This is a genomic window from Patescibacteria group bacterium (genome assembly GCA_041665585.1).
Lineage (GTDB): Bacteria > Patescibacteriota > Gracilibacteria > JAHISY01 > JAHISY01 > JAHISY01.
Genome location: JBAYIN010000001.1, coordinates 231,159 through 244,003 on the forward strand (window position 1 = coordinate 231,159; position 12,845 = coordinate 244,003).

Below are 12,845 nucleotides of genomic sequence, written 5' to 3' on the forward strand. Positions count from 1 at the left end.
AATTTCAGCAAGAGGGACTTGCTCTCGGAATCAGAAAAGAGTCAAATATAACAGATGTTTTCTTCTTGCAAGAAAAGAATCGGGTCGCTCCTCATAGTGGTGGTGGTGCTTCTTGTTTTGTGTGGATACTTTAGTTCGCTTCACACCGATCTGCTTGCGACCGGTTTGATTGATGAGAGCTTGAAAGAAAAATTGCGCGCGCGTCCGTATCTCACGCCGCAAGAGTACGAGGAAATTCTCCAAAAAATCGAGCGAGTTCTGGAGGTCAATCCAGATGATCTTTCGGCGAATCTTTTGAAAGTTCAGCTCGAGACGACGCCGCTACAGCGCTAAACTTTCGGTTCGAATTCTTTCAATTTTTCCTTCACGGCTTCGTTGTAGGGTGACAATTCCAAAATGCGTTCGCAGGTTTTGATGGCGGCTTTGAAATTGCCAGCCAATTCGTAAGCTTCGGCGAGCGCGAAAAGATATTCCAGATTGCGGTGGTCGCGCTTCACGGCATTTTTGAAAGCTTGTTCGGCTGCGGGAAAATCCTTCAGCTTCAAATAAATTTGACCGAGCGAGAGCCAGCGCTCGGCTTTGGTTGCGTCGATACGAATCGCATTTTCGTAAGCTTCGCGTGCGAGGGGATATTTTTTCTGCCGATAAAACGCGAGACCGAGATTGCCGAAATGGCGCGCGTCTTTCGGTTCGAGTTCGATTAGCTTTTGAAAAATCAGTTCAGCTTTTTTCCACTCTTCACGGTGCAGGTAAGTCAGACCCAGGAAAAGATTGGCTTTCGGATTGTGCTCGTCGAGCGCGATGATTTGAATCAAAGTTTTCTCCGCTTCGCGCCACTCGGCGCGTGCGAAATGCGTCTCAGCTTTGCGCAAGAGCACGGCGATTTGCCCGAGACTCTCTTGAATTTTGTGCGATTTTTCTTCGAGCGAAAGGCGCGTGCGCAGCAAGTTTTCCGAGCGAGATTCCGTATTGAGCTTCTGCTGCTCGCGCTCGAATTTGCGCTGCATTTGCTTCGCGGAGACATTCATTTTTTTGCGGCGCAAGAGCACGCCGGCGATTCCGCTGCCACTGACGAGAATGAGATAGGGTTGAATCATTTGCTAGATTTTACAATTTTCACATCAGCGGCGGGGAAAATTTGCGCGCCGCCTTTTTCGAGATAAACCTTGACGCTTTGATTTAGGATATCGAGCGAGATGACTTTGCCTTCGCCTTTTTCCGTCAGGACGCGGGCGCCCCAGTGCGGCATTTTTTTGCGCAGCTCGGTGTATTCTTCGAGCTCATAATTCAGACAGCAGAGCAGCTTACCGCAGGGTCCGGAAAGTTTGTCCGAGCCTTTCATCGCGAGCTCCTGCGTTTTGACCATTTCCATCGTGATGCTTAAGAAGCGCGAGATCACTCCGCTCGAGCAGCACAGCGCCCGTCCGCAAATCCCGAAGCCGCCGCAGGCTTTGGCGCGGTCGCGCTGTCCGAGCTGGCTCAGGTGAATTCTTTTTTGCAGCATGCCGGCGAGCCGTGGCACGACTTCTTTGAAATCGATGCGTTCATTGGCAGTGAAAAATAAATTCACTTCGCCACCTTCGAAATTGACACGCGCTTCGACGATTTGCATTGGTATGTTAATTTCCGTGATTTTGGCGCGCGTTTTTTCGAGTGCGTCCGCGGCAATCTGGGCGTTCGCTTCGATTTTCTCCAAATCTTTCGCGGTTGCTTGGCGCAAAATTTTGCCGTCGAGCAGGATTTCATCCGCCGCTAATTTCTGGCGGTCAACAAAAATAATTTCGCCGAAATTTTGCCCGTGCTCTTTTTGCTCGAAGATAATTTTGTCGCCGACTTTCAAATCGAATTCGTTGTCAGCACTCGAAACGAAAATTGTGTCGTCGTAAAAACTTTTGAGACCGAGATTCATCAGATTTGAAGTAAAAGATTTTCGACCGCCAAACGCGAGTTCACATTGTGTCCGATCAGTTCGCGAGTTGAGTCGAGTTCGCGGATTAATTCTACAAGTTTTTTGGTCGAATAGCGCGAATTGGCGACGGGATTTTTCGCGCGGGTGAGCAGGAAGCCACGCAAAAAATACGCGAAGGCTTCCAAAAATTTCTGCGTTTCAGCGTTGTTCGCGCTCACCCTTTCGGCGAACGCCAATTTTTCACTGACGCTGGGTTTTTCCACCAAATTTTTCAGCTGCTCGAAATACTCCTTGAATTCCCGGAAGACGGTCGGGTCGGCCGCTAATTTGTCGGCGCGAATCGGTTTGCCCATCGCGAAATTCACGACGCGGCTGCGCTCGGCTTCGCTCAGGTCGGGGAATTTTGCGCGAATCTGCGCGTCAATCGCAGTCGGACTCACATTCCCAAAATTCAAAACACGGCAGCGTGAGACGATGGTCGGGAGCAACAGCGGCAGATTATTCGTCGTCAAAATAAAAACAGTGCGCGGCGGTGGCTCTTCTAAAGTTTTCAGAAAAAAATTCGTGGCTTCGCGATTCAGCCGTTCGATTTCATGCAGCACAAAAACATTCCAGCTGGCAGTCGCGTGATTTACGCGACTCAAAATTTCCCGCAAGTCGTCGATGCGAATCGTATTCGTTTTGGCCTTCGGATTTTTCATCCGCTGGGTTTGATTGAAATTCGATTTGCGTGCGAGCAGGTCGAGATCTTCATTCACGCCCTCGATCCACAAATCGCCGACGAGCGTGAGATTCGGATGGATATTTGCGCGAATCAATTTGCAATCGGGGCATTCGCCGCAAGCGCGATTTTCACAAATTAAAAGTTGTGCGAAAAATTTTGCGGCGGTGAATTTCCCGACTTCGGCTGGTCCGGCAAAAAGATAGGCGTGTGAAATTTTTCCGCTCGCGAGATCGTTTTCCAGCTCGGCGAGCCGATTTTCATTGCCCGTCGTCGGCCAGGAGAATTGCAGCATTCCAAAAAATTATTTGCCAACGCGGACTTTGGCGGCGCGCAAAATTTTGCCATTCAGCTCGAATCCCTCTTCGACCAAATCCAAAATTTTCCCCGACTCGCCCGCGCCAGTCGCGATGACTTCGTGGCGGTGTGCGTCAAATTCGTCGCCGACATTCGCTGCGACTTTGCGCAGACCGAGACTCGCGAGTGTCGCCTCGAATTGTTTTTCGATGGCAGCGATGCCATTCGCCCAATCATTCGTTTGCAAATTTTCAGGCAAGTGCGCGCTGGCGCGTTTGAAATTTTCGAACACAGGCAGTAAGGCGACGAGGCAATTTTCATTCGCAAATTTCACGCGCTCGATTTTGTCGCGTTCAACTTGCTTCCGAAAATTCTCCAAGTCGGCGCAGGCGCGCAAATATTTTTCCTCGAAATCATTCCTAACTTGCGGTTCGTCGATTGGAGGATTTTGCACATCGTCTGCGGGGGGATTTTGATTCTCGTCTTGCACGCAAAAATGGGTTAAATTACCAGGCGATTTTAGCTAAAATTTCACCATGAAGCCAAAAATTAAACTGAAGCCCTGGGGGCGGGAAATCTGGTTCGCTGCGACCGCGCATTATGCCGGCAAGATTCTCGAAGTCAAAAAAGGCGCGCGACTCTCGCTCCAATTTCACGAGCAGAAAGAAGAAACGCAGTTTCTTTTCTCCGGCAAAGTCCGTCTCACTTTCGGACTCGATGCCAAAAAATTGCGCACCAAGATTTTGAATCCCGGCGATGTCTTTCACATTCCACCCAAGACGATTCATCGCATCGAAGGTGTTGCGCCACTTTCCAAAATTTTCGAAGTCTCGACGCCGCAGCTCGACGATGTCGTCAAACTCGCTGACGATTACGGTCGATCGGGTGCGGGCAACGACGAAAAACTTGATCGAAAATTGGCGCGCAAATAATCGGTTAAGTTTTTGAGTCATTAAGTCTTTGAGTCATTAGGTTCGGAGGGTTATTGGTCATTAGGTTCGGATGGCCGTTAAGTCTTTAAGTCTTTGGGTCGTTGGTTTTCCGCAAGTTCAAGCTGGTACGGTCACATATAGATAACAAACTATAATTCAGCACTCCTAAACATGCCGTTAACGGCATGTTTAAAAATGCGTGCGCTGTTTTGCAGTCGCTTGGTTACAGCATGGAACATGAAGCTGATTCAATCACTAGCACTCCTAACCTCGGAATTAATTCCGAGGTTAAAAATGAGACGAATAAAAAAATTAAAAAAGAAAAATAACGCAAGTGGCATGATAGAGGCAGTAGTTTTCAAGTTTCGAATTTACAAATTTTCAAATTCTAAAAAACCAAAACTGCCCAAAGAAATAAAATTTCAAATCAAAAAATCGGTTCTGAGGTTCGCGTTGCTACGCCAACTTCACACCGCTCATCAGCTCGGCGACCTTTTCGACTGTCTCGAAAGGCGTGTGCTCGGATTTCTTCAAATACATGTCAGCGCCCATATCGAGTGCTTTTTTGGCATCCTGTTCTTGTTCGAGATTCGAGCTGATGACGACCTTGGTCGGGAGCGAAGTGTTGTTTTTGAGTGCGCTCAAAACTTCGTAGCCGTTCATTTGCGGCATCATGATGTCGAGCAAGATTACATCCGGACGCCACTGCGCGGCGCGCGTAATTCCGTCCATGCCATTCGGGCTGATCTCAGCCTCGTAGCCTTTTGCGTCGAAAGCGGTTTTGAACATCTCGCTCAAATCAGTGTTGTCCTCGATGATTAAGACTTTGATTTTTCTATCCATTTTGGCGGGGGATTAAAAGTTTAAATGTAGAACCGCGCTTTAGCGCGCTTTTTACAGTGATTTCTCCATTCAAATTCTCTACGAGTTTTTTGACGATTGCAAGCCCGAGTCCGCTACTCTCGTCGCCTTTTTCGAGAATGTTCACTGACTGAGAAAATTTATCCCAAATCGGATTAATTTTTTCTGGCGCGATACCGATGCCGGTGTCCGCAACTTCGATTTCCAGAGACTCGCCGCGATTGTGTGCGCTTAGTTTGACGCTACCAGTGTCTGTAAATTTGTGGGCGTTGCCGAGCAGGCGTTCGAACACCTCGGTCAATTTTTCCGCATCGGTGGTGAGCTTGGTGTCGGTTCCTGGCGCGAAATCAAATTCAAAAGTTAGACCTTTCTGCTCGCAGGTTTTTTGCCATTTTTCTGCCAATTTTTTCAGCAGGTCACGCGCATTAACCGGCGCAAATTTAAATTTGATTTGACCGCTTTCGATTTTCGTAATTTCCAAAATGTCAGTCAAAATTCTAAGTAGCCAGTCGGTGTTTCTCGCGATGCGCCGTGTGAAATCTTTTTGTTGTGCGCTCAGCTCGCCGAAATTCGGCGCGATCAGCATCTCGGCGTAGCCGCGGATTGCGGTTGCGGGAGTACGCAATTCATGCGAAACATTTGCGATGAAAGCATCTTTGGCATCGTCGAGCGTTTTTAATTTTTCATAATCTTCGCGCAATTTTTCAGACTGTTGCCGCAAGCGCTCGGTGTATAAAATTGCGACGAGTGAGAGTGCGATGTAATGCACACCGCCTTCGAGAAATTTTAATTCTTCTTCGATGTAGATGTCGTCGTTGGCGTGACGAATCGCGAAAAATCCAATTAGCTCATTCGTGTTTTGGAAAAGCGGAAAACAAACATCGCCTAGCTGTTGCAGTTCCTCGAGATAAGGGCAATTGATGTGTTTGTTATTGGTGAGGTATTCCTCCTCGCTGGTGACGAGATAACGCGAGTTAGTGGCGAAATATTTTTCGAGCTCGGGATATTGCGACTTGCTGCTTTCTAGGTCCAGAACCACGACGCGCGCTTCATCGACTCCAATCTTTTGGGAAAAATTTTTATGAATATTGGTTTCAAGTTCTTTCACGGAGGAATAAAAAATATTTTGGTTTTTGAAATTCTCGACAACCTGCCGAAAATTATTCAGGCTGAGTGTCGTGAACCAATTTTGTCTTTCGAAAAAGCGCAGCGTGAGCGTGTAAAGCAAAACCGCCGTGAGTACGCTGGAGATGTGTGTGATGATTGCATTGTGACCAAGCTCAAAAATGTTTGTGCCGATTGAGAGGCTGACCGTGATTGTCAGAGTCAGCAGCAGTGCGCTTAGGCGCTTCAGGATTTTTGGCGCGATAATTTTGAGCTTCAAAAATTTCCATTGAACAAAAAAATAGAAAACGGCGAAGAGATGTACTGCGGTCAAAAGCTGAGGGGTGAACGCGATGTTTGCGACGAGCGATTTTGCAGGGTCCCAAAAATAAACGACACTAACGCTGATAACTGTGATGGCAATAATAAATTCCAGTAAGACAAATTTGAGCTGGTATTTCTTCACTCCCGAAAAACTTGAGAAGGATTTTGCGAGCGTCAAAATCGTGAGGGCAAGTGTCGCCAAAAAACCGCCGAGCCAAATCTCAGCACTTACAGGAATCGCCGAGAAGCCGAGCTGATCTGCGGCGAGCAGCGCGAACAAAGCCAAATTCGTGCAGTAGATTCCGAGCAAGGCTAATTTATGATTGTGGCCACCGATTAAATTTTTCGTAAAATGAAAATTGCTGGCGGCGAAGAGTGTGGCAGCACCGAGTGCGATGAGGATTTTCAATTCTTCCGCAAGTGGCAAAAATTCTGAGCCAATCCAGAGTGCGAACGCAAAAGCGACTAAGGCAAATGTGCGATTGATACGGTTGTAAGGAAATTTTCCAATGGCAAAAATTCCAATCGCGACGGCGAGCGCTCCATTTGTGGCGGTAAGAATTTCAGGTGCGTGCATTTATTTTTTTGCTTGTTTGGGCTCTGATTGGAAGGGTAGGGTGAAAGTGAATTGTGAACCGTGTTCGAGCTTGCTCTCGACCCAAATTTTTCCACCAAGTTGCTCGACGATTTTTTTCACGATTGGCAAACCGAGTCCGGTGCCGCCTTTTTGTTTTGGATTGCGCGATTGTCTGAACTCTTGAAAAATCATGCCAAAATCGCGTTTGGCGATTCCGATGCCCGTGTCAGAAACCGTGAAACGCAAAAACTCCGGCACTTTGTCGAGGCTGACAGCGAGCCGAATGTGTCCTTTTTCGCCAGTGAATTTAAACGCGTTCATTAACAAGTTTAGAAAAACGCGTTTCAGTTTTTCGCCGTCAGTGGTGATTTTGAGCGGTAAATTTTTGGCACAAATAAATTCAAGTGCGATTGATTTTTCAGCGCATTTGATTTTGAAATCCGTCACGGTTTCCTGTGCAATCTTCTGCCAATCAGTTGGTTCAAGTTTAAAATCCATCAGACCAGCTTCGAGTTTGCTGAAGTCGAGAATCGAATTGACCAGCTCCAGCATGTTGCCGGTCGCGCTGTCGATTCGTTGCAAGAATTCTTTCTGCTTGTCATTGAGCTGACCGAATGATTCGGAAAGTAAAAAATCGTCATAACCTTTGATGATCGTGAGCGGGGTTCGCAGGTCGTGCGAGGTCATTGAAAAAAATCGATCTTTTTCGATATCAGCTTTTTGCAGTCTTTGGTAGGAGCCTTTTAATTGCTCGGTTTTTTCTTCGACTTTCGTACGAAGATCAGAATTGTAATTCAAAATCTTGAGCGAGAGCGAGATGTAGGTCGCTGCAGCGCGCAGAATTCTCAATTCGGCTTGAGCATATTGACTGTGGCGCGGCTTGTCACCGAGAAAGAAAAAGCCAACGATGCGACCTTGCTCGCCGCGCAAAGGCAGGCACAGGGTGCCCAGCGCCAGCAGCTTTTCGAAGTTGCCCGCTTTTTCCGGAAAGAATTCCGCGAGTAAAAGTTCTTCTGTTTTGGTATTTTGGAAATACTCGACGAGCGGTGCAAGCATCGACTTGTTGTTTTTTTCCAAAAGCACAATTGCGGCCGATTCGATTTTCAGCCTTTTGATAAAAATTTTGCGCACCGAATTTTTGAGCTCAGCCAAGTTGGAGTAAAAAAGTTTGCGTTCATAAAAATTATTAACGGCTTTATTGAAGTCATTGATGTGGGGGATGCCGATCAAGTGATAAAAAGTCGGCGAGCTAAAAAATTTCGAAAGCGCGAGATAAGTCGTGAATGAAATGATTGGGAAGAGTGCCAGGACAGGCAATTCCTCTTTGCGGAAAAAGACGACATAAGAAATTCCAAAACCGAGACTGGTCGAGACGATGAGTGCGAAGATCTTTTGCGCGATACCAAAAATACTTAGCTGCAAATCAAGATGGCGAAAACGCAAAATCGTGTAAGCGAAGGCACCAATCTGACCGGCGATTAAAACATTAAAATAAATCGGTACGGCGAGACCGTAGGCTGGTAAAAAATTCATTACTAGCGCGGCGAAGATTACGACTTCGCCAAGGTAGATGTATTTGATCTGTTGTTTTTTGATGCCTGTGCTCTTTTTGTAAAAAATATTTAGCAGGAAAAAAGCACCCGCAAAATAGGCGAGCCAGATGGCAATCCAAACATGATACAAAAATCCCGGTACGAGCCAAAGGGCGAAATCGGCATTTTTTGCGACTCCGGAGATAAAAAATTCTGTGCCGATGAGCGGCAGCAAGAGAATTGAGATGGCATAACCTGCGCGAATCCAAAGCTTTTCTTTTTCAGTAATGCCGAGGATGGCACTTACAAAATGAAAATTGGCGATTGCGAGAAAAAAGGCACCGACATGCAAGACTCGGAAAGAGAGCAAGGTAAGTTCGGCATTGTTTTCGACGATTGGCCAAAAGCTGCCAAAGGCCCAAAAAGCGAGTGCGGAACAAAAAACCGCAAAAGTTTGGTGGATTAAATCCCGTCTCTTGCGCCAGTAGACCGCTGTACCAGCGATTAGCGCGGTGCTGCCGATCAGGAGCGCCGAAACGAAGAGAAAGATATTCATTTTGTTTTTGTTTTATTTTCCGTCTATTTTACCAGAAGATGGCTTATTTTTCAAGTAAAGCGTAGTGGTTGGAGGGTCATTGGTTATTAGGTTCGGAGGGTCATTGGTCAGTTTGTGCAGTTCGTCCTCAATTAGTTTTGAGATTCTGGTAACTCACGACCGTGAACACGGATTGTCGTCTAGGCTTCACAAAAATCGTAGGTCTCGCTAAACTCCTCTAAATTTAAAATCTTTCGCAATGTTTAAAAACAATTGGTTGAGAATGCTCTTGATTCTCGCGGTGGTTGGACTGCTCGCGCTGATTGATTTGCCGCCTGCGCAAAAAACCTTTTTTACCAAAGTGCCGTTCGTCGGTGCGGAGCTGGCTGATTCGAAAGTCAATCTCGGACTCGATCTGCAGGGTGGTGCGCACTTGGATTATCGCGTCGTCACGACGGGCATTCCGGTCGCCGATGTGCCGAAAATTGTCGCAGGCGTGAAGTCGGTGATTGAACGCCGCGTCAATGGACTTGGAGTTTCCGAGCCCAATATTTTCACTTCGCGCGTGGGTGACGAGGAACACATCGTCGTCGAGCTCGCCGGTATTCGCGACATTGAGGCGGCGAAAGCAATCGTCGGTAAGACCATTCAGCTCGAATTCAAAGAGCCAAACACAGTGGTCGATCCGAATATTGCGACTGAAATGAAAACCAAAGCTGAGGATTTCCTCGCACGTGCGCTCGTCGATCCGGCTAATTTCGAAAAGACCTTCGATGATTTCAAAAACAACTCGACGATTACTCTGACGAAAGACGAACCGACGAAAGCTGCTGATGGAACTACCACCGAGGGTTGGGAATGGGCCAAGGATTTGACGGATGAATTCAAGCCTGTGGCAGAGCTTGCGTCTGATGCGGTTTATCCCAAATTAATCGAGCCAGCCGGTGAGTACTACATGGATGCCGATGGTTCCTTGAAACAAAATCAGGGTTTTTATGTCGTCCAATTACTCGCCAAAGAAGACAATGTGGAGCGCGTCGAGAAGACAGCTGAGGAGCGTTCGGCGAGTCACGCCTTGATTTCATACACGGGCGCGCAATCTGCGGCCGAGACGACGACGCGGACAAAAGCCGAGGCACAGGAGCTGGCGCAGCAAGTACTCGCTCAGGCGAACGCAGCAGACGCTGATTTCTCCGCGCTGGCGAAAAAATATTCCGACGATTCGTCGGCTGCCGAGAATTCCGGTGCGCTCGGCTTTTTCACTTCGGACAAAATGGTGCCGGAATTTGCTGAGCCGGTTTTCGCTGCGACGCAATTTGGCGTGCTGCCGCAAGTGGTCGAATCACCCTTCGGTTTTCACATCATCAAATACGAGGACAAGAAAGACGCGACTTCGACGACGACGCAGGAAGCACGCGTGAAATTAGCGCGCGCTTTTTTCTCGACGAAGCCAGACAGCTGGCAATTGACCGGACTCACCGGTCAGCATTTCCGACGCGCCGATGTCGGCAGTGATCCGACGAGCTTCCGCCCGATTGTGAGTGTCTATTTCACTCAGTCCGCAGTCGCCTCGAAGAGTGTGAATTGGTGGGTGCTCGTGTGGTATCTGCTCGCGATTGTCAGCGGCATCACACTTTTTTCTTCGCTCATCGGCATTTTCATGTCGGCGGGACGCACGCAAAATTTACGCCGCGATAAAATCATCGGTGTCGCGGCAGCACTCTTGCTCGCGACGGCGATTTACGGCATCGTCCAAAATTCCGCGACCGAAGAAGCTGTCGTCTCGACAGATGAAGATGCGGCCGTCTCCGAAACTGATTCGGCGGGTGTCGATCTTTTCGCGGCGATCACGAAACGCAATCTCGGCAAACCGATTGCGATCTTCCTCGACGGTCTGCCAATCATCGATACCAATGGTGACGGCGTGATTAATTCCGCAGATCCGGCTTACGCGCCGACCGTCCAGTCCGAAATTTTAAATGGTCAGGCGGTGATTTCGGGTCTCACGAGTTATGAGGAGGCGAATCAGCTCGCGCAAAATCTCAATACCGGTGCGATTCCCGCGCCAGTTAAATTGTCCGGTGAATATACTGTCGGTGCCTCGCTCGGTATCGAGGCTTTGCAAAAGTCACTCATGGCGGGCGTGATTGGGCTCATCGCTGTTTCGCTTTTCGTTATTCTTTTTTACCGCCTGCCTGGTGTCGTCGCTTCCATCGCGCTCGTGATTTACGCCGTCATTCTCATTTTCGTTTTTCAAATGCTCGGCATCGTCCTCACACTGGCTGGTGTGGCGGGTGTGATTCTCTCCATCGGTATGGCGGTCGATGCCAACATTCTTATCTTCGAACGCATGAAAGAAGAACTCGCGCTCGGTAAAAGTCTCACAAGGGCACTCGAGGACGGTTTCGATCGCGCTTGGACTTCGATTCGCGACTCGAATGTCTCGAGTCTCATTACCTGCGTGATTTTGTGGGGCTTCGGTGATTCTGTGATTAAAGGCTTCGGACTCACGCTCGGTATCGGCATCTTGATTTCGATGTTCTCCGCGATTACCGTTTCACGCAATTTCCTGCGTGTACTCGTCAGCTTCATCAAAAATCCAAGGATTTACGGCGCTAAAAAATAATTTAATTTTCCTAAAATGATTGCTTTCATTCGTCGTTCCAAAATTTGGTTTACGATTTCCGGCGTTGCCTTCGTGCTTTCGATCGTCGCGTTTATCGTTTTTGGTTTCAACTTCGGCATCGATTTCACAGGCGGCAGCTCGCTCGAATTGAAATTCGAACAGACCGTCGATGTTCAGCAAGTCACCGCGGCGCTGAACGCTTCGCAGCTCAAGCTCGGCGAGCCAGTCGTTACGCCAGCTGATTCCGGTTCGTTTCTCGTGCGCGTGCGTTATCTCGAGGATAATGAACGCACTCAGCTCGAAAGCGAGCTCGGCAAAAGCCTGGGCAGTTTCGAGACACAGAGCTTCACGACGACGGGTGCGACGCTCGGTCAGAGCATGCGCGAGCGAGCGGTGCGTGCGATTGTCTACGCTTCGATTGCGATTGTGCTTTATCTCGCCGCTGTTTTCCGCAACACGCGCCGGGATTCACTTACGAAATACATTACAGTCGGCTCGACGATTGCGCTCGCGACAATCGTCGCCGAGTCGATGGTCGAGGATGATTTGACGCGCTGGATTGTCTTTCTCGGCATCCTCGCGATTTTCGCTATTTTCCTTGTTCTGGAAATTCGCAAGAAATCTCTGAGTTTGAAATACGGTGTGTGTGCGGTCGTCGCACTCATTCACGACATCGTGATTACGCTCGGCGTGCTCTCCGTGCTCGGTCACTTCATGGGTGTCGAAATCAATTCGCTCGTCATCACGGCTCTGCTCACGATTCTCGGCTTCTCCGTCCATGACACGATCGTCGTCTTCGACCGCTTGCGGGAGAATCGCAAATTTCAAACGGCGCACGAAACGCTTGCCACTGTCGCTGACAAATCCCTGAATCAAACGCTTGCCCGCTCAATCAATACTTCGCTCTCGACGCTCATCGTGCTCACGATTCTTTTCTTCATGGGCGCGGACTCGATCAAGTGGTTCGTCTTCACCCTGATTGTCGGCATCACAGTCGGGACTTACTCTTCGATTTTCAACGCGACACCGTTGCTCGTCTATTGGGAGAGCCGGAAGAATTAATCCAATTAAATGATTCAGTGTGGGAATAATCTAGCAATAATCCAATGTGGAAATAATTCAGTAGTTGAATAATCCAATGGGGAAATAATCCAATGATTAAATTTCTTTGGGTTATTTTTTTAGGCTCGGAATTCACTTCGTCGGTGAGATTACAGCGCCACTGTCGTGGAAGAATAAAACACAGCGTTAACCCCCGAGATATCTCGGGGGTTAACTTAGAAGAAGAATCTTGCCAATTTTGGCAGCCAATCCTTCGCTCGGCGAAAAACGCGCCGATAATTTTCGTGGTGGCCGGGGGCGGATTGGAACCACCGACGCAAGGCTAATTTTGACAGCCAATCCTTCGCTCGGCGAAAAACGCGCCG

The 12,845-nt window shown here is 48.4% G+C and carries 11 protein-coding genes; 4 read left to right on the forward strand and 7 right to left on the reverse strand.

The genetic code is table 11. The features are described 5' to 3' along the window. The first annotated feature begins 54 nt into the window (after positions 1 to 54). On the forward strand, positions 55 to 333 hold the full coding sequence (locus WCV72_01195; GenBank protein ID MFA6457991.1) for a hypothetical protein: 279 nt from the start codon (positions 55 to 57) through the stop codon (positions 331 to 333). On the opposite strand, the gene WCV72_01200 is transcribed toward WCV72_01195, so the two are convergent. Genes WCV72_01200 through WCV72_01215 form a run of 4 tightly spaced genes read right to left on the reverse strand, consistent with a single transcriptional unit; the run spans position 330 to position 3,417 of the window. Beyond that, the gene (locus tag WCV72_01200; GenBank protein MFA6457992.1) at positions 330 to 1,097 is read right to left on the reverse strand and encodes a tetratricopeptide repeat protein; all 768 of its coding nucleotides are present in this window, start codon (positions 1,095 to 1,097) and stop codon (positions 330 to 332) included. The two genes, WCV72_01195 and WCV72_01200, sit on opposite strands and share 4 nt — an antisense overlap. Next, complete coding sequence (ricT, locus tag WCV72_01205) at positions 1,094 to 1,909, reverse strand: regulatory iron-sulfur-containing complex subunit RicT (GenBank protein ID MFA6457993.1); 816 nt, start codon at positions 1,907 to 1,909, stop codon at positions 1,094 to 1,096. The genes WCV72_01200 and ricT overlap by 4 nt, the downstream gene beginning before the upstream one ends. Next, the gene (locus tag WCV72_01210; GenBank protein ID MFA6457994.1) at positions 1,909 to 2,925 is read right to left on the reverse strand and encodes a hypothetical protein; all 1,017 of its coding nucleotides are present in this window, start codon (positions 2,923 to 2,925) and stop codon (positions 1,909 to 1,911) included. Before WCV72_01210 ends, ricT begins: the two co-directional genes overlap by 1 nt. Before the next feature lie 9 nt (positions 2,926 to 2,934). Continuing rightward, positions 2,935 to 3,417 carry a nucleotide exchange factor GrpE gene (locus tag WCV72_01215; GenBank protein MFA6457995.1) on the reverse strand — a complete coding sequence of 161 codons (483 nt, stop codon included), beginning with the start codon at positions 3,415 to 3,417 and terminating at the stop codon, positions 2,935 to 2,937. A gap of 46 nt (positions 3,418 to 3,463) precedes the next feature. Here WCV72_01215 and WCV72_01220 point away from each other — a divergent pair, with 46 nt between their 5' ends. Next, positions 3,464 to 3,859 (forward strand): cupin domain-containing protein, encoded by a 396-nt coding sequence (locus tag WCV72_01220; protein MFA6457996.1) that lies wholly within the window; start codon positions 3,464 to 3,466, stop codon positions 3,857 to 3,859. 456 nt (positions 3,860 to 4,315) lie between these two features. Here WCV72_01220 and WCV72_01225 read toward each other — a convergent pair whose 3' ends face one another. The 3 genes from WCV72_01225 to WCV72_01235 are packed head-to-tail and all read right to left on the reverse strand — an operon-like array spanning position 4,316 to position 8,813. Continuing rightward, positions 4,316 to 4,702: a response regulator gene (locus WCV72_01225; GenBank protein ID MFA6457997.1), complete on the reverse strand. Its 387-nt coding sequence runs from the start codon at positions 4,700 to 4,702 to the stop codon at positions 4,316 to 4,318. After that, complete coding sequence (locus tag WCV72_01230; protein MFA6457998.1) at positions 4,695 to 6,725, reverse strand: HAMP domain-containing sensor histidine kinase; 2,031 nt, start codon at positions 6,723 to 6,725, stop codon at positions 4,695 to 4,697. Before WCV72_01230 ends, WCV72_01225 begins: the two co-directional genes overlap by 8 nt. Then, a complete protein-coding gene (locus WCV72_01235) occupies positions 6,726 to 8,813 on the reverse strand; it encodes an ATP-binding protein (protein MFA6457999.1) in 2,088 nt (695 codons plus the stop codon). A 238-nt stretch (positions 8,814 to 9,051) separates the two neighbouring features. Here WCV72_01235 and secD point away from each other — a divergent pair, with 238 nt between their 5' ends. Continuing rightward, positions 9,052 to 11,418: a protein translocase subunit SecD gene (secD, locus tag WCV72_01240; protein ID MFA6458000.1), complete on the forward strand. Its 2,367-nt coding sequence runs from the start codon at positions 9,052 to 9,054 to the stop codon at positions 11,416 to 11,418. A 15-nt stretch (positions 11,419 to 11,433) separates the two neighbouring features. Then, on the forward strand, positions 11,434 to 12,480 hold the full coding sequence (secF, locus tag WCV72_01245) for a protein translocase subunit SecF (GenBank protein ID MFA6458001.1): 1,047 nt from the start codon (positions 11,434 to 11,436) through the stop codon (positions 12,478 to 12,480). The last annotated feature ends 365 nt before the right edge of the window (positions 12,481 to 12,845 follow it).